We start from the raw sequence: 17,079 nt of genomic DNA, 5'->3' as shown, positions 1-17,079 counted from the left end.
TATCGTCCTGTCTGTGGATTACCGGACCGTCGACTTCGTGGGGGCGGCGCTCACCAAGCGGGATGGTTGCTCAAGGGCGGCGCCCGGAGGATCGACCGGTCGACGTTCAGGATGTCGCGGTGGCCGCACAGGGCCATCGTCATGTCGAGTTCCCGACGGATGATGTCGAGGCACTGGGTGACGCCGGCCTCGCCGTAGGCACCGAGCCCGTAGAGGAACGCGCGGCCGACGAAGACGCCCTTGGCGCCGAGGGCCACCGCCTTCAGCACGTCCTGGCCCGAGCGGATGCCGCCGTCCATCAGCACCTCGATCCGGTGGCCCACCGCCTCGGCGATCTCTGGCAGGACCGCGATCGAGGAAGGTGCGCCGTCGAGCTGCCGGCCGCCGTGGTTCGAGACCACGAGCGAGTCCGCGCCCGTCTCGACCGCCCGCGCCGCGTCCTCGACGTCGAGCACGCCCTTGAGGATCAGCGGCCCCTTCCAGCGGTCGCGGATGCGGCGGACGTCGTCCCAGTCGAGGCGTGGATCGAATTGCTGCGCCGTCCAGGACGAGATCGAGCGGGTGTCGGCCACGCCCTCGACATGGCCGACGATGTTGCGGAACGTACGCCGCTGGGTCCGGAGCATGTGCCAGCACCAGCGCGGCTTGGTCATCAGGTCGATGAGCGTCGCGGGGGTGAAGCGTGGCGGCGCCGAGAGGCCGTTGCGGATGTCCTTGTGGCGCTGGCCGAGGATCTGGAGGTCGAGGGTCAGGACCAGCGCCGAGCAGCCGGCGGCCTTGGCGCGGTCGATCAGGCGGTCGTTGAAGGCGCGGTCGCGCATGAAATAGAGCTGGAACCAGAACGGCTTGGTGACGTGCTCGGCCACGTCCTCGATGCTGCAGATGCTCATCGTCGAGAGGGTGAACGGCACCCCGGCGGCCTCCGCGGCCCGCGCGGCCAGGATCTCGCCGTCGGCGCGCTGCATGCCGGTGAGGCCCGTCGGCGCGAGGGCCACCGGCATCGTCACGGCCTGACCAGCCATCGTGGTGGCGAGCGACCGGTCGGTCATGTCCACGGCCACGCGCTGGCGCAGCTTGATGGCGGCGAAATCATCCTCGTTCGCCCGATAGGTCGATTCCGTCCAGGAACCGGAATCGCAGTAATCGTAGAACATCCGCGGCACGCGGGCTTTGGCGACGCGACGCAGATCCTCGATCGTGGTGACGATGGTCATGCGGCCTCACGGAAGCAGGAGGATGGCGACGGTCGCGGCGCGGGTCGCGTCCCCGCCGAACCGTTCCGCCGGCCGACCGGAGGCGCGGCGCCCGATGGTCTATCATCGCGCCCGGGTGGGGAATACTGGGACCGCCGCGGGCCGCCGGCATCGCGCACGAAAAAGGCCGGCCGGGTCGCCCCGGCCGGCCGGTCTTGCGTGCGCGGCGCGCGCGGCCGCGATCAGCGCAGGAGCTGGAGCACGCCCTGCTGGGCCGAGTTGGCCAGCGACAGCGCCGAGATGCCCATCGACTGGCGCGTCGACAGCGCCTGCGAGTTCGCCGCCTCCTGGTTCAGGTCCGCGTTCGTCAGGTTGGCCGAGCCGGTCTGCAGCACGTTGATCAGCTGCTTGGAGAAGTCCTGACGGTTCTGCACCACCGACAGGTTCGAGCCCAGCGTGCTCGCCGCCGAGTTGAGCGCGCTGCCCGCCTTGGTCAGTGTCGCCAGGGTGCTGTTCACGTCCGCGTTCAGCAGGAAGTTGCCCAGACCGTTCGAGCTCGTCGAGCTGTTCGAGTTGGTGATCGCCGACAGGCCCAGACCGGTGGACGTGGCATCGACCGAGGCGACGTTCAGGTTCGAGCTGCCGGTGTCGTTGAACTTGATGTTCAGGTCGTTGCCCTTGCCGGCGATGAGGTTGACGCCGTTGTAGCTGGCGTCGCCGGCGAGCTGCGTGATCTGGTTGAGCAGGTTGTTGTACTGCTGGGCCAGGGAGGCGCGCTGGGTCACGCCGGAGACCGCCAGGTCGCTGCTGACCACCGTGGAGGCGGCGGTGCCGTAGGTCGAGGCGGTGGTGGAGGACGAGGTGAAGCCCAGGGCCGCCTGGCTGGTGGAGTTCTGGAACTCGACGTCGGCCTGGGCATTCAGCACGATCTTGGTGCCGGTGCTGTCGGTGGAGAAGATCGCGCCGGCGCCGAACGAGCCGTTGGAGGAGGTGCTGGCGGAGCTGACCGCGGCGTTCAGGGCCGCGACGGTGGCCGAGATGCTCGACGAGGCGGTGATGTTGGCCGACACCGAGGTGCCGTTGATGGTCAGCAGCACGGAGGCGCTGGAGGCGCTGGCGCTGTAGGCGTTGGCGGCGGTGCCGGTGGTGGAGAGCTGGGTCGAGAGCGCCTGGTTGGCGATCGACTTGGCCTGATCGACGAGCTTCTGGATCGAGGTGATGCCCTGGTTGGCCGCCTGGATCGACTGGATGCCGTTGGAGACGCCGTCGAGCAGGGTGTTGAGGGCGTTGGAGCGGCTGTCGAGGGCCTGGGAGGTGAAGAAGTTGGTCGGGTTGTCGAGGGCGGAGTTGACCGTCTTGCCGGTGGCGAGGCGGTTCTGGGTGGTCGCCATCAGCTGCGCCGTGTCCTGCAGCGAGAGCAGGTTCTGACGCGTGGCAGCGGATAGAGTAATCGAGGACATTCTACGAAATTCCTTTCGTACGCTTGAGCTTCAACCGTCCACCAAGCCGCTCCCCGAATGCATTCCGCCGAGAACAGCCCAATACCCTCAATTCGATGTTCTTCTTGCGTCGAATAAGATCCGATAGGATCTTGAGAGCTATTCGGACCAACTTCACACAAGAACGTTAAAAGTCTGCTAACCAATCCGAGAGACGCGCGGGAAACCCTGTCGCTTAACCATTCCACGTCTCCGCGCCGTCATCGAAGAAGGGCAGGCGCCAGGCAGATGCGCTGTGAAACGGTGCGGCTTATTCCACATCGAAACTCGCAGCGCAGCGGATGAGGCCAAATCGATTTCACTATATAGAACCATAAATCAAGTTTATGTCCCAATGATACATGAACTACAAAGATAACCATTGCGCAGCATGCAAATAGGAATCGGCGGAACCTGCGCTGCTCCGGCTTCACGGGCGCGAACAGAGGCTCACGATCATGAGTGTCGGCGCGCAGCAGATCGAAGCTCCAGTCGGACTTTCCAATCCGATCGCGCGGCTGCGTCAAGCATCGCCGGATCCGGGATCTGTCGACCCCTCCGACCGGTTCCTGCTGCTGCTCGCCCTCTGCCGGCTGGCGGGAGGGACGTTTCCCCTCGTGGCCTGACCTGTCTCTGAGGGCTTCCGGAACGCGGGCGGCCCGTGCGCGCCTGTGACCGGGGGCAAGCCCTGGACATTCCGGATCGCGCGTTCGGACGGGCTCTCAGATGAGATCGATGTCCGGAGACTCCGCACCGGCCGCCTCCTGGCCAGGGGCCCGGGCATCGACGGCGTGCCGGATCTGCGTGACGTAATGCGCCCGGGCGGCTTTCAGGATCTCCGCGGGACGGATCGTGCCCTCCGGCTCGCCCCCGCCGAGGCGCTGCCGCGTCCCACCCAAGATACTCGCGGAGCATCGCCATCGACCGCTTCGATCTGCTGGCGCATCCCATCCTTGAACGGGATCTGGCCGAAGACCGACAGCACCTGTTCGCCCACCGCGGCCGTCCGGTCTTTGAGCTCCGTCAACTCGGTCCGCGCCATCCCGAGGAGCCCCTGCGTCGTCGCCCGGGCGATCCCGTCGACGTCGGCCATCAGAGCCTGGAGCCGTGCTGCTCGGTCCGGGCCACGTCATCGCCGCGATCGGCGATCAGCACCTCGCCGATCGTCCGCTGGGCATTCGAGACCTAGAGACGCGCCTCCGCCCTGGCGGACGGCGACGTCTGGGCGAGATCCTGGAGCGCCCGGGCGATGACCTCGAAGCCGGCCCCGTGGATGCTGGCCCGGCCGGCCTCGCTATTCGCCTTGAGCGCCAGCATCCGGGTCGCGCCGCCGACCTCCTCCAGGGTGACGATCAGGGCATCGAGGGTGCGCATCTGCTCGGTCGCGGCGTTGACCGTGCTGCGCTCCTCCCGGGTCTCGCAGAGGCAGCGGTCGCGATAGGTGCCCAACGACGCCGCGAGCGGCTGCAGGGCGGTGTCGCTCTGCTCGGCGAGGCCGACGATCCGGTCGTGGGTGCCGCCGATGCAGACGGCGCTGCGCGCCTGAGCCGCGTTGAGCGCCTGCAGCGACGCCATGATCGCCGCCGCACCGTCCGTCTGCGCGACGATGCTCCGTACCTGCCTCGCGCGTGACCGAAAAATACGGGTCAGGCGGCGCGCACCGCCGCTTGGCCGAGGCCGGGACAAGGCGCTGACAGGGGGAACTCAGGCGGCGACCGGATCCCGCTCCCGCTTCGGTTGGGCGATGCCGAGATGGCGGTAGGCGTGGCGGGTGAGCACGCGGCCGCGGGGCGTGCGCTGCACGAAGCCGCGCTGGATCAGGTAGGGCTCGATGATGTCCTCGATCGCGTCCCGAGGCTCCGACAGCGCCGCCCCGATCGTCTCGATCCCCACAGGCCCGCCCCCGAACGAGCGCGCGATCAGACCCAGGTACTTGCGGTCCATCACGTCGAGCCCCGCCCCGTCCACGTCGAGCAGCTGCAGCGCCCGGTCGGCGATCGCCCGCGTCACCGTCTCGGCCTCCGCCACGACCGCGAAGTCCCGCACCCGCCGCAGCAGACGCCCCGCGATCCGCGGCGTGCCCCGCGCCCGCCGCGCGATCTCGTTGGCCCCCTCCGCCGACATCCCCAAGCCCAGAACCCGCGCGCCGCGGGCCACGATCTGCTCCAGCTCGTCGATCTCGTAGAACTCCAGCCGGATCGGGATGCCGAACCGGTCGCGCAGCGGCGTGGTCAAGAGACCCGCCCGCGTCGTGGCGCCCACCAGCGTGAACTTGGGCAGCTCGATCTTGACCGAGCGCGCCGCCGGGCCCTCGCCGATGATCAGGTCGAGCTGGTAGTCCTCCATGGCCGGATAGAGGATCTCCTCCACCGCCGGGTTGAGCCGGTGGATCTCGTCGATGAACAGGACGTCGCGCTCCTCCAGGTTGGTCAGCTGCGCGGCCAGGTCCCCGGCCTTGGCGATCACCGGACCGGAGGTGGAGCGGAAGTTCACGCCCAGTTCGCGCGCCACGATCTGGGCCAGCGTGGTCTTGCCCAGGCCTGGCGGGCCGACAAACAGCACGTGGTCGAGCGCCTGCCCGGTCTTGCGCGCCGCCTCGATGAAGATCTGCATGTTCGCCCGCGCCGCCCGCTGACCGATGAACTCGGACAGGCTCAGCGGACGGACCGTCTGATCAACGTCATCCCGGCCCGCGCCCGTCCTCAGCGGGGCCGTCTGCGGCTGCCGGACCGTCTTCGTCGGCGTCGTCATTCAGGCCGCCACCTTCACCCGGTCGAGCGACGGCTCGAAGGGTTGGACCAGCACGCGGCGCCCGGTCAGGTCGTGCACGCTGACGCGCCACTCGGCCCAGTCGCTCCGGCTCGCCAGAGACTGCCGCACATCGGCCGCAACCTGCCGTGCCCGCTCGACCAAGCGCGATGATGCGCGAACCTCGCGACCCCGCGCATCAAACACGCATTCGAGACCGTTGGTACAGTGAAACCGGTAGCGTGCCATCCCTCGCTCCTCCGCGTCGATATGGGCGCGTCCCACTCTTCGTTCACTATATGTTCTCGTTTCGGCAGGATCCAGCCCCGGCGAAGCGCCGCAGGGCGGCTGGACCGCGCCAAAACGATCCTCCGGCGATCCGCAACGATCCGCAACCCGGCCTTGGGAGTTGGAGAACAGTTCGCAGCCGGTCTGAAGGTCCGGCTCCGAGGCGATCAGAGCGATGGAGCGTCGGACGGGTCATGGAATCGGTCGTGGAACGGATCTGGTCTCTTCGATGGATGATCGCCCTTCTGGTCGTGGGCGCGCCCGTCGCGGCGGCCGCGCAGGGTGGGGGCCTCGTCGTCCAGGACACCAAGCTCCACACGCCGCCGGATTCGCACGAGCCCCAGCGCGCGCAGGTCGACCTGCGCAATCCAGGCCCCGATGCGGTGGTGCAGGTGACGCTCCTCTGCACGTTCACCGGTGCCGGCGGCTCGGTCCTCGACACGCAGACGACGTCGGTGCCGCGCGTTCCCGCCCGCGCCAGCGTGCGGGCGGAGGCGATCTATTATGGCTGGCCCCGGGCCAACGGCGCGGCATGCCGGCTCGCCGAGGGGCGTTAGAGCACTCCCTGCCGAACCGGATACCGGTTCCGCGCAAGGGATCGCATCACAACGAGAACCGAGAGTTGTGACCGCCCTGCCCGCGGACACCGCGCGGGCGACGGACGCCCGAGGATCTGCGTTGAGTGCCGGCCCCGTGTGGCGCCGGAGGCCCGTTTCCGGCAGAAGGCCGTCACCAACCCTTTGTGAACGGCAGTCCCGCCCCACGTGACCGTTTCCGCCGCCAGCCCGAACGAGACCGCCCGTGCCTCCTGCCCGCGCACCGGCCCGGTCGCGCGCGCGGCGAGGGTGCCGGATCCGGCCGCCCGGCGCGGGGTCTGACCGTGAACGCCGCCGGAACCGACGACCTCCTGCAGCGCGTCCGTGCGCTGGAAGCGGAGGCCGCCGAACTCCGCGACCGGGCTCAGCGGCAGCGGGCGATCCTCGACAGCACCACCCAGTTCGCCGTTATCGCGACGGACCGAGAGGGCCACGTCACCGACTGGAACACGGGCGCGGAGCGCATCCTCGGCTGGAGTGCAGGCGCGATGCGCGGCAAGTCCATCGCACGCCTGTTCACCGCCGAGGACCGGGCGGCGGGCCGCCCCGAAGCCGAGATGCGCGCGGCCCTGGACCACGGCCGGGCCGAGGATGACGGCTGGCACATGCGCGCCGATGGCAGCCGCCTCTGGGCGTCGGGCGAGATGATGCCGCTGCGCGACGGGGCTGGCGCCCATCTCGGCTACGTGAAGGTCCTGCGCGACCGCACGGACCTGCACGCCACCGGGTTGGCCCTGCGGGCGGCCGAGGGCGGCCTGGTCCGGGCACAGGAGGCCGGCGGGATCGGCCTGTTCTCCGTGGCAGTCGATGACGGAATCGTGGAGCCGACCCCCCATTTCTGCCGCCTCTTCGGCCTGCCGGAGCGCGAGACCTACCCGGCCGCGGCGCTCGAAGCGCTGATCGTCCCGGAGGACCGGCCCCGCGTCGCGACCGCTGGAAGTTTCGAGGACGGCGCGATCCTCCGGGATGTCGAGTACTGCATCCGGCGGCCGGATACCGGGGAGATCCGCTGGATCGCGCGTCGGGGCGACCTTGAGCGCGACGCCGACGGGCGACCCGTCCGGTTCTCCGGCGTGGCGCGCGACATCACCGAGCAGCGGCAGGCCCAAGAGGCCGTCCGGGCCGGCGAGGAGCGCTACCGGACTCTGTTCGAGGCCATCGACGACGGCTTCTGCATCATCGCGTTCTTCGACGGTCCGCACGGCCCGCTGAGCGACTACGTCCACGTCGAGGCCAACCCCGGCTACGAGCGCCACACCGGGATCCCCGACATCGTGGGGCGGACGCTGCGCGACCTCGTCCCGGCGGAGGATGCGGAAGCTTGGCTCACGCTCTACGGCGGCGTGCTCCGCACCGGCACCGCGATCCGGTTCGAGCGCTACTTCGCGCTGGTGGACCGCACCATCGAGGTCTCGGCGGCCCGGATCGAGCCGGCAGCCCGGCGCCAAGTCTCGGTGCTCTTCCGGGACATCACTGCCCGTCGGAAGGCCGAGGATGCGCTGCGCGCCAGTGAGGCCATCGCCCGGACCAACGTCGAACGCGTGCAGCTCGCCCTGGCGGCCGGAGCGATCATCGGCACGTGGCTCTGGGACCTGCCCAGCGACCGCTTCACCGTGGACGAGGCGTTCGCCAAGAGTTTCGGCCTCGACCCCGCCCTCGGGCGCGACGGCCTGACCCTGGCGCAGGTGGTGGAGACCGTCCACCCGGACGACCAGGCGGGGCTCGCCGCGGCGATGCAGGCGGCGATCGCGCGGGGCGGGACCTACGCGCACCAGTACCGGGTCCGCCGCGCCGACGGGCACTATTACTGGCTGGAGGCGAACGGCCGGGTCGACCACGGGCCGGACGGGACGCCCCTGAGCTTCCCCGGCGTCCTCATCGACGTGGAGGAGCGCCGCGCCGTCGAGGCCGAGCGGGACCGGGTCACCGCCATGCTGCGCGCGCTCAACGAGACCCTGGAGCAGCGCGTCGCGGAACGGACCGCCGAGTTGATGCGGGCCGAGGAGGCCCTGCGGCAATCGCAGAAGATGGAGGCGGTCGGCCAGCTCACCGGCGGTCTCGCCCACGACTTCAACAACATGCTGGCCGGGGTCGTCGGCTCGCTCGAGCTGATGCAGACCCGGATGCTGCAGGGCCGGGTCGGGGACCTCGACCGCTACATCACCGCGGCGCAGGGCGCGGCCAAGCGCGCCGCCGCCCTCACCCACCGCCTGCTCGCCTTCTCGCGCCGCCAGACCCTCGATCCGAAGCCGACCGACGCGAACCGTCTGGTCGAGGGCATGATGGAACTCGTGCGCCGCACGGTCGGCCCCGCGGTGGCGATCGAGACGGTGGGGGCCGGCGGCCTGTGGCCCACCTTGGTCGACCCGAGCCAGCTGGAGAACGCGCTGCTCAACCTGTGCATCAACGCCCGGGACGCCATGCCGGCGGGCGGGCGCATCGTCATCGAGACGGCCAACCGCTGGCTCGATCACCGTGCCGCGCAGGAGCGCGACCTGGAGCCGGGCCAGTACGTGTCGCTCTGCGTCTCGGACAACGGTACCGGCATGACCCCCGACGTGGTCGCGAAGGCCTTCGACCCTTTCTTCACCACCAAGCCCATCGGCGAGGGCACGGGGCTCGGCCTGTCGATGATCTACGGCTTCGCCAAGCAGTCGGGCGGGCAGGTCCGGATCTACTCGGAATACGGCCACGGCACGATGGTCTGCCTGTACCTGCCGCGTCACCTCGGCGAGGCGGAGGGCGAGGCGGCTCTGCCGGACCTCGCCCACGCGCCGCGGGCCGAGCAGGGCGAGACGGTCCTGGTGGTGGACGACGAGCCGACCGTGCGGATGCTGGTGACCGAGGTTCTGGAAGACCTCGGCTACGCGGCGATCGAGGCGGCGGACGGCGCCTCGGGCCTCAAGGTGCTGCAGTCGGACGTGCGCATCGACATGCTGATCACCGATGTCGGCCTGCCCGGCGGCATGAACGGCCGCCAGATGGCCGATGCCGGGCGCGAACGGCGCCCGGACCTCAAGGTCCTGTTCATCACTGGATACGCCGAGAATGCCGCGCTCAACCACGGCCACCTCGGCCCCGGCATGCAGGTGATGACGAAGCCCTTCGCCCTGGAGGCGCTTGCGACCCGCATTCGGGGCATCATCGCGGGCGAGGGGTGAGGGGGCCTGGACTCAAGCGGACGGGTTGGGAAGCATCGCCCGGTTGACAGGTCTGGTGGTCCAGGCTTTCCCCCGCAGAGAAGGAGTGCCGCAGTGCCCCGCATCCTCCAGGGCCGGCAGCGCGCAGAGGACGAGCCGGGCGGCGCGTGCCATCAGGACGGGCCGCCCTAGATCGAGCGTTCGGACACACCGCGTCGGACCGAAACGGAGGCGACAGAGAACCTGCCGTGGACACGCATACCATCCCGACCGAACTTAAGGCCTATTTCGAGACCTCCCACATCGCGCTGGCGCTGGCCTCCGTCGGCGACGACAACCCCCTGCTGCTGGTCAACGCGCCCTTTCGCACCCTGACCGGGTACGAGGACGCGGATGTCGTCGGCCGCAACTGCCGCCTCCTGCAGCGCGATGCCGAGAACCGCGAAGCGCGCGCCAAGATCCACGCCTTCCTCGAGGGCGACCGGCTGGCTTCGGTGCGCACGCCGATCGTGAATTTCCGCAAGGACGGGCGGCCGTTCGTCAATCTGCTGTACATGTCCAAGCTGAAGACGCTGTCGGGCGAGGTGCGCTTTCTTTTCGCATCCCAATTCGACGTCAGCCGCTCGCAACCCGAGTTGCTTTCCGCGTACGATACCGAACTCAGCCGGACCTTGTCCCGGCTGAGTCCGACGCTTGCTGAGAGTGGTATGGTCATCGAGGGGTCCCTGATGACCATCGCCAACACGGTCGCCACCGTCGCGCAGGCCAAGCTCACGCTCGCGGATCTCGATGCACCAGGATTTCCATAACGAGCCCGGAGGCGCCGCCTCCGAGGTTCTGGGCGGCAGCGGGCAGGTGGTGCCGGCTCCCTTCGCCGGGCCGGTGGTGGGGATCGGCGCCTCGGCGGGGGGGCTCGAAGCCCTGCGCGAGATGCTGGCGCGCGCCCGGCCGCCGACCGGCATGGCCTTCGTCATCGTCCAGCACCTCGACCCGAACCACGAGAGCATGCTGGCCCAGCTCCTCGACCGGCAGACCGAGCTGCAGGTGCTCCAGTGCGAGGGCGGCGAGCGCATCGCGGGCGACACGGTCTACATCATCCCGCCCGGGCGCGGGCCTCGCCATCCAGAACGGCGTCCTCGAACTCACCCAATTCGTGCAGCCGCGGGGGTTGCGGCGGCCGATCGACGACTTCTTCCTGTCGCTCGCCGTCGACCAGCAGGCGAACGCCGCCTGCGTGATCCTGTCGGGCACGGGGGCGGACGGCACGACGGGCCTGCGCGCCGTGAAGGAGCACGGCGGTGTCTGCGTGGCGCAGCAGCCGGACACGGCGCGCTACGACGGCATGCCGCTCTCGGCCGTGGGGACGGGCCTCGTCGACTACGTGCAGCCGCCCGGCGAGATCGTGGACTGCCTCGCGGCCTTCTTCCGCCGCCGCGGCACCGATACCGGCGGCGGCGAGGAATCCGGTCCGGTCGCCGATCATCTGGACGACCTCTGCCGGGTGCTGCGCACGGCCGTCGGTCACGATTTCGCCGGCTACAAGCGGACCACGCTGGTGCGGCGGGTCGAGCGGCGCATGCACGTGCTGGGCCTCGAATCCGCCCGCGCCTATCTCGCCCGCGTCCGCGCCGACAAGGCCGAGTGCGAGGCGCTGTTCCGCGACCTGCTCATCAACGTCACCCGCTTCTTCCGCGACGCCGAGCTGTTCGAGATCCTCCGCGAGCGGGCGATCGAGCCCCTGCTGCGCACCCGCAACCCGGACGAGGACGTCCGGGTCTGGATCCCCGGCTGCTCCAGCGGCGAGGAGGCCTACAGCATCGCCATGCTGTTCGCCGACGCGGCCCGCCGCCTCGACCTGCCGCCGGCGGTCCAGATCTTCGCCACCGACATCGACGAGCGCATGCTCCAGATCGCCCGGGAGGCGAACTACCCGGCCGCGGCGCTCGCCGACATCCCGGCGCATCTGCGCGAGCGCTACATCGTGCCCCACGCCGAGCGCTTCACGATCGCGGCCGAGATCCGCGACCTGATCCGCTTCTCCAGCCACAGCCTGGTCAAGGACCCGCCCTTCTCCCGGGTGGACCTGCTCTCCTGCCGCAACCTGCTGATCTATTTCGACGATCGGCTCCAGCAATCGGTGGTGCCGCTGTTCCACTACGCGGTGCGGCCCGGCGGCTACCTGTTCCTCGGCCCCTCGGAGAGCGTCAGCCGCTTCGAGCAGCTCTTCCCCGCCATCGACCAGCACGCCCGCCTGTTCGAGCGGCCGCCGGGCGCGCCGCACTACCCGATCGACCTGCCCGGCAGCGCCCGGCGGAGCGAGCCGAGGCAGGGCGGCCGCGGGGAGCGCCGGGGCGAGCCGTCGATCGCCGACGAGACCGTGGCGGTGCGGCGCGTGGTCGAGCGCTACGCCCCGCCCAGCATGGTGCTGAACGAGGACGGCGGCATCATCGCTGCCTACGGGCGCCTGAGCCGCTACTTCGACTTCCCGGTCACGCGGACCGGCGGCACCAGCGCCATCACGCTGGCGCGGCCGGGCCTGCGCGACGTGATCGGCCCCCTGCTCCGCCAGACCCGGGACACGCGCAAGCGGGTCGTCGTCCGGGACGTGGAGATTCGCTCGGATTACGGCACCCAGGCGATCGAGCTGGTCTGCGATCCCCTGCCCGACGGGGCGATGCTGCTGATCCTGCGCGAGACCGGCACGTTCCAGCCGTCGGACGACCTCGACCTCATGGAGATGGACGCCGGCGGCGACCACGTAGAGGCCCTGGAGGAGGAGCTGCTGCGCACGCGCTACAAGCTGCGCTCGGCCGTGGAGGAACTGGAGACGACGAACGAGGAGCTGAAGAGCTCGAACGAAGAAATGATGTCGATGAACGAGGAGCTCCAGTCGACGAACGAGGAGCTCTCCACGGTCAACGACGAGCTGAAGACCAAGGTCGAGCAACTAACAGTTGCCAACGCCGACCTGCGCAACTTCTTCGAATCGACCGACCTCGCCGTCATCGTGCTGGACCGCGAGCTGCGGGTGCGCAGCTACACGGCGGCGGCCTTGACGATCTTCCCGCTTCAGCCGGGGGACCGCGGCCGGCCGCTGGCCGACGTGGCGAGCCGGCTCGCCGGCCAGGACTACCTGCACGACGCGCAGGAGGTCTGCGCCGGCGGCTCGACGATCGTCCGGCGCATCACCACCCGGGACGGTGACCGGACGCTGTCGTTGCGGGTCCTGCCCTATCGCCTGCAGAACGGCAGCGTGGACGGCGCCACCCTGGTGCTCACCGACATCACCGAGGCCCTGTCGCTCGAGCGTCAGCTCGCCGCTGAGCGGGAGCGCCTGGAACTGGCCGTCAAGGCCGGGGGGATCGGCGTCTGGGAGTACAGCCCCGACGCCGGGACCATCCTGGTCGACAGCACCGCCGGCGCGATGTTCGGCCTCGCGCCCGACACCGCCCATCCCACCGCGGCCCTGATCGCCTGCGTCACGCCCGAGGACCGCTCCGGCCTGGAGGCGGCCCTCGCCGAGGCCGCGCACGGGCTGGACGAGTTCGAGGCCCGCATCCGGGTCCGCCCGGCGGAGCACGCGCCCCGGCACATCCGCAGCTACGGGCGCCTGACCCGGAGCGGCGACCGCAAGCGGATCGTCGGCGTCTGCATCGACGTCTCGCCCGAATACGCGCTCGCCGAGACCCGCGACCTGATGCTGCGGGAGATGAACCACCGGGTGAAGAACCTGTTCGCGATCATCGGCGGCATGATCTCGGCGGGCGCCCGGACGCACCGGGAGATCGGGGTCTTCGCCTCCGACATGCGCGACCGCATCTCGGCGCTGGGGCGGGCGCATTCCCTGGCCGATCCCACCGACGGCCAGGGCATGAGCGACCTCGCGGGCCTGATCGGCGCGACGCTCCGGCCCTACCGTGACCACGTCCCGACGGTGATCGAGGGGCCGCTCGTCACCATCAACTGGCGGCACGTGTCGTCGCTGGCGATGATCCTGCACGAATGGGCGACGAACTCGGTGAAGTACGGGGCCCTCGGGGCGGAGGACGGATCGCTGTCGGTGACCTGGGAGCGGACGGACGGACTCGTCCTCGCATGGCGCGAGCGGATGGCCCGCGTCCCGGAGCCGAGGCCCGGACGGGGTTTCGGGACGATGCTGGTGGAGATGTCCCTGCGCCAGCTCGAAGCGACCGTGACGCGCAGCCACGACGCCGCCGAGTACCGGATCACGCTGCATCTGCCGGAGGCGGCACTCCTGCGGAGCTGACGCGCGTTCAGGGTGCGCACGTCGAAGTGAGTCACCCGTCCTTGCGAGCGCAGCGAAGCATTCCAGGGCAGCGCCATGCTGGGCGATGACGCGCGACACTGGATCGCTTCGCTGCGCTGCCAAGGACGGGACGGAGCGCCGGGACGAACCGGCGCCCCACCCCCTCAGTCGATGACCTCGACGATGCGGTGACCGCGATCGACCAGAACCGGCTGGTCGTTGACGATCGTGTAGCGGTAACCCGGCCGCACCCGGTACTCGGTGGGCACGTCGTAATAGGTCACGCTGTCCTCCGGCAGGACGGTGCCGACCCGGACCGGACCGCCCCAGCTGTACGAGCGCACGCCGCGGTCGCGGACGTAGCTGCGGAAGCGCGGGCGGTCGTCGACGCCCAGGATTCCGCCCACCGTACCGGTCGCCGCGCCGACCGCGCCGCCGACGATGCCGCCGACCGGACCGGCTGCGGCCGAACCGGCCTCGGCTCCTTCGGCCGCACCGCGCAGGGTTCCCTGCGCCTGGGCCGAGATCGGGAGGGCGAGCACGCCGGCGGTGGCCAGCGCGAGAAGGATCTTGTTCGTCATGAGGATAACTCCTGGAACGTCAGAGGAAGCGGCGAGGCGGTGCCTCAGTTGCAGCCTTCCTTGTGGACGGTCTTGGAGTTGCCCATGCCGTCCTCCTTGTGGACGGTCTTCGAGCCGCAATCGACGCTGCCGGTGGTAACCTCGCGCTTCTCGACGACGGTATCGCGGTGGTCGACGACGGCGGGGCCGTCGCGGCGGATCACCGTGGTGTCCTCGGCGCTCGCCGGCACGGTCGCGCCGCAGAGGGCCGCGAACAGGGCACCCGAGAGAAGAACAGTACGCATTGATAGCCTCCTGAATTTAACTGAAGGCAGCAACGGCAAGATTGGAAAAGCGTTCCACGAATCCCTGCCCGTATAATGCGCATGCGTTCCGCACGAACCCGGGTATTGATTGCGGACAATTGAATGGAATCGCCCCGTTCGGCGGCCCCCGACGCGCCGATCGCTTCAGCCGACCAGGGGCGGCACCCGGGACCACCAGTCGTGCGCCCGCTCATACTGGTGGGCGACGCGCAGCATCAGGGGTTCGCCGAAGGGCCGCGCGGCGATCTGCAGGCTGATCGGCAGCCCGCGCCGGTCGAACCCGCAGGGCAGCGCGATCGCCGGCAGGCCGGTGAGATTGAACGGGTAGGTGAGGCGCCAGGAAGCCGCCAGGACGCTCTCCGGCCGGCCGCCGATCGCCACGCTGGTCTCGTCCGTCCGCCACGCGGTGAGCGGGGCGGTCGGGCCGACGATCACGTCGGCTTCCGCCAGGATCGCCGCCATCTCGGCCATGATCAGCGCCCGCACCTGCTCGGCCCGCAGGTAATCCGGCCCGGTCACCAGCCGGCCCATCTCCACGAGGTCGCGGACATCCCCGGCGAAGCCCGCCACGTGGCCCAGCGCGATGCTGCGGTCGTGGTAGGCCGTCGAGGAGGCGAGTTCGATGGCGTAGATGGCCCCGAGCCCGTGGCGGAGGGCGGGCGCCGTCACGTCCCGGACGGTGCAGCCCTGACGGGCGAAGAACCGGATCGCCTCCTCGACGGCGGCGGACACCGCCCCGTCGACCGCGTCGAAGAAGTGATTGCGGATCACCGCGACCCGCAGGCCCCGGATCGGCCGGTCCAGCCCGGCCGTGTAGTCGGGGACCGGGGCCGCGCGCGAAGCGGCCGGGTCGTCCGGGTCTGGGCCGGCGAGCACCTGCAGCATCAGGGCGGCGTCGGCCACCGTTCGGGTCAGCGGCCCGGCATGGTCGAGGGACCAGGAATGCGGCACGATCCCCGACCGGCCGATCCGCCCGTAGGTCGGCTTGAGGCCGACGACGCCGCACAGGGCGGCGGGAATCCGGATCGAGCCGCCGGTATCCGAGCCGAGGGCGGCCGGGCAGAGGCGCGCCGCGACCGCGGCGCCGGAGCCGCCGCTGGAGCCGCCGGGCACCCGGTCGAGGTCCCAGGGGTTGCGCGTCGGCGGCGTGACCATGCCCCAGGCGAATTCGTGCATGCGCACCTTGCCGAGGATCACCGCGCCGGCCGCGCGCAGCCGCGTCACCGCGTGGCTGTCCGCCCGCGGGAAGGTCAGGGCCTCCACCGCGGTGCCCGCCCGGGTCGGCAGGTCGGCCGTCGTGTAATTGTCCTTGATGGCGATTGGGACGCCGTGCAGCGGGCCGCGCGGGCCGCCCCGGGCGATCTCGGCATCGGCCGCGCGCGCGGCGTCGAGGGCTGCGGGCGACAGGTGCACGAAGCTCCCCAGATCGCCGTCGAGGCGCCCGATCCGGTCCAGGCAGGCACCGACGAGATCGGCGCTCGACAAGTCCCGCGCCGCGATCCGCTGCGCCAGCTCCGTGATCGGCAGCTGCCAGGGAGCATCACTCATGGGGCATCACTCATGGGGTACCCGGCGGTAGGGCAAGGTCGGATCGAAGACGACGGGCGGATGGATGTCCGCGAGGTCGAGGGTGCGCAGCCGCGCGATCTCGGCGAGGACCGGCGCGAACTGGGCCAGCAGGTACGCGACCCGCGCAGGCTCCTGGCGCAGGCCGACGACGTCGCGCAGGAGGTCGGGGGCTCCGACGGCCTCCGCGCCCGGCCGCTCGGCGGGCGGTTTGAGGAGCATCGCCACGACGTCATCCGGAAGGGCGCCGGCCGGACCGTCCTTCCGGGGCATGCCGGCCACGAACGGCACGAGCTGGCGGCGGGCGACCAGGAGGACGCGGCGCAGCTCGGCGACGGGCTCCGCGTGCTCGTCGACCCGCAGGTCGAGGAGCGGGTAATCCTCGCCGGCGACGATCCGGAGCGAAGCCGACTGCTTGCCGCGCTTGTCGCCGCCGGCGGCGTCGCCGGCCTCCAGGGCGCGCATCAGCCGCTCGTCGAGGTCGCAGGCGGCGCCCCCCGCGAAGGCCTCCGCCATGGCGTCGATCACGCCGGGTCCGGCGAGCATGTTGCCCTGGACGGCGTAGCCGGGACCGGTGCGGTGGCCGGCCGCCGGCGTGCAGCCGGCGCCGGTCCAGGCCGCGCCGGTCCCGCGCGCGTCGACGAGGCCGAGCTGGCGCAGGTCGGGCCGGTCGTCGGTTGCGAGGGCCGCCGCCAGCGCCGCGTCGGGATCCTGCCCGCCGGCCAGCCCGTCGAGGATGCGGGCGGCCAGATAGGGGTTCACCCAGGATTGTGTGGTGACGGCGCCGATCCCGGCCCTGAGGAACGGGCACAGCCCGCCCACCGCCGGGACGGCGCTCGCCACCGCGACGCCGAGCTGGCCGGTCCGCGGGCAGCGGGCGGCGATCGAGAAGGTGTTGAGTTCTCTCATGCGCTTTC

Annotated in this window: 15 protein-coding genes and 1 pseudogene; 6 read left to right on the top strand and 10 right to left on the bottom strand. The window is 70.5% G+C overall.

Annotated elements, in window-relative coordinates; all coding sequences use genetic code 11:
- Positions 1 to 50: 50 nt before the first annotated feature.
- A complete protein-coding gene (locus MMSR116_RS18850) occupies positions 51 to 1,214 on the bottom strand; it encodes an alpha-hydroxy acid oxidase (protein WP_010687344.1) in 1,164 nt (387 codons plus the stop codon).
- 221 nt (positions 1,215 to 1,435) lie between these two features.
- The gene (locus MMSR116_RS18845) at positions 1,436 to 2,653 is read right to left on the bottom strand and encodes a flagellin (protein ID WP_158169062.1); all 1,218 of its coding nucleotides are present in this window, start codon (positions 2,651 to 2,653) and stop codon (positions 1,436 to 1,438) included.
- A gap of 476 nt (positions 2,654 to 3,129) precedes the next feature.
- Here MMSR116_RS18845 and MMSR116_RS18840 point away from each other — a divergent pair, with 476 nt between their 5' ends.
- Entirely contained in the window at positions 3,130 to 3,297 is a 168-nt protein-coding gene (locus MMSR116_RS18840; RefSeq protein WP_010687346.1) for a hypothetical protein, read from the top strand.
- Positions 3,298 to 3,500: 203 nt separating this feature from the next.
- On the opposite strand, the gene MMSR116_RS18835 is transcribed toward MMSR116_RS18840, so the two are convergent.
- From MMSR116_RS18835 to MMSR116_RS18820, 4 genes are all read right to left on the bottom strand, one after another.
- Positions 3,501 to 3,764, bottom strand: a complete 264-nt coding sequence (locus MMSR116_RS18835) for a hypothetical protein (protein WP_039894883.1) — start codon at positions 3,762 to 3,764, stop codon at positions 3,501 to 3,503.
- Between the two features lie 92 nt (positions 3,765 to 3,856).
- On the bottom strand, positions 3,857 to 4,246 hold the full coding sequence (locus tag MMSR116_RS18830) for a hypothetical protein (protein WP_010687348.1): 390 nt from the start codon (positions 4,244 to 4,246) through the stop codon (positions 3,857 to 3,859).
- A 129-nt stretch (positions 4,247 to 4,375) separates the two neighbouring features.
- The gene (gene ruvB / locus MMSR116_RS18825; protein WP_010687349.1) at positions 4,376 to 5,422 is read right to left on the bottom strand and encodes a Holliday junction branch migration DNA helicase RuvB; all 1,047 of its coding nucleotides are present in this window, start codon (positions 5,420 to 5,422) and stop codon (positions 4,376 to 4,378) included.
- Positions 5,423 to 5,668, bottom strand: a complete 246-nt coding sequence (locus MMSR116_RS18820; RefSeq protein ID WP_010687350.1) for a DUF6894 family protein — start codon at positions 5,666 to 5,668, stop codon at positions 5,423 to 5,425.
- A 233-nt stretch (positions 5,669 to 5,901) separates the two neighbouring features.
- Here MMSR116_RS18820 and MMSR116_RS18815 point away from each other — a divergent pair, with 233 nt between their 5' ends.
- The 5 genes and pseudogenes from MMSR116_RS18815 (at position 5,902) to MMSR116_RS18800 (ending at position 13,710) form a co-directional block, all read left to right on the top strand.
- Positions 5,902 to 6,264 carry a hypothetical protein gene (locus tag MMSR116_RS18815; RefSeq protein WP_191991826.1) on the top strand — a complete coding sequence of 121 codons (363 nt, stop codon included), beginning with the start codon at positions 5,902 to 5,904 and terminating at the stop codon, positions 6,262 to 6,264.
- Between the two features lie 185 nt (positions 6,265 to 6,449).
- Positions 6,450 to 9,464 carry a PAS domain S-box protein gene (locus MMSR116_RS18810; protein ID WP_010687352.1) on the top strand — a complete coding sequence of 1,005 codons (3,015 nt, stop codon included), beginning with the start codon at positions 6,450 to 6,452 and terminating at the stop codon, positions 9,462 to 9,464.
- Positions 9,465 to 9,691: 227 nt separating this feature from the next.
- A complete protein-coding gene (locus tag MMSR116_RS18805) occupies positions 9,692 to 10,252 on the top strand; it encodes a PAS domain-containing protein (RefSeq protein WP_010687353.1) in 561 nt (186 codons plus the stop codon).
- A pseudogene (locus tag MMSR116_RS32415) lies at positions 10,233 to 10,493 on the top strand (chemotaxis protein CheB); the annotation flags it as partial. The gene MMSR116_RS18805 and the pseudogene MMSR116_RS32415, both read left to right, overlap by 20 nt.
- A 118-nt stretch (positions 10,494 to 10,611) precedes the next feature.
- A complete protein-coding gene (locus tag MMSR116_RS18800; RefSeq protein WP_280178348.1) occupies positions 10,612 to 13,710 on the top strand; it encodes a CheR family methyltransferase in 3,099 nt (1,032 codons plus the stop codon).
- A gap of 164 nt (positions 13,711 to 13,874) precedes the next feature.
- Here the strand turns inward: MMSR116_RS18800 and MMSR116_RS18795 are convergent, their stop codons facing one another.
- The 4 genes from MMSR116_RS18795 to MMSR116_RS18780 all read right to left on the bottom strand — a co-directional run bounded on the left by MMSR116_RS18795 (position 13,875) and on the right by MMSR116_RS18780 (position 17,071).
- Positions 13,875 to 14,291, bottom strand: a complete 417-nt coding sequence (locus MMSR116_RS18795; RefSeq protein ID WP_010687355.1) for a DUF1236 domain-containing protein — start codon at positions 14,289 to 14,291, stop codon at positions 13,875 to 13,877.
- A 44-nt stretch (positions 14,292 to 14,335) separates the two neighbouring features.
- Positions 14,336 to 14,575, bottom strand: a complete 240-nt coding sequence (locus tag MMSR116_RS18790) for a hypothetical protein (RefSeq protein WP_010687356.1) — start codon at positions 14,573 to 14,575, stop codon at positions 14,336 to 14,338.
- Between the two features lie 165 nt (positions 14,576 to 14,740).
- Positions 14,741 to 16,144, bottom strand: coding sequence for an Asp-tRNA(Asn)/Glu-tRNA(Gln) amidotransferase GatCAB subunit A (locus MMSR116_RS18785; protein WP_010687357.1), 1,404 nt, complete (start codon positions 16,142 to 16,144; stop codon positions 14,741 to 14,743).
- A 6-nt stretch (positions 16,145 to 16,150) separates the two neighbouring features.
- Positions 16,151 to 17,071, bottom strand: coding sequence for a DUF1028 domain-containing protein (locus MMSR116_RS18780; protein WP_010687358.1), 921 nt, complete (start codon positions 17,069 to 17,071; stop codon positions 16,151 to 16,153).
- Positions 17,072 to 17,079: the final 8 nt, after the last annotated feature.

The sequence above is a fragment of the Methylobacterium mesophilicum SR1.6/6 genome, assembly GCF_000364445.2.
GTDB classification, from domain to species: Bacteria; Pseudomonadota; Alphaproteobacteria; order Rhizobiales; family Beijerinckiaceae; genus Methylobacterium; species Methylobacterium mesophilicum_A.
The sequence above is the reverse complement of the archived record's forward strand: the minus strand, read 5'-3'. Positions and strand labels throughout refer to the sequence as shown.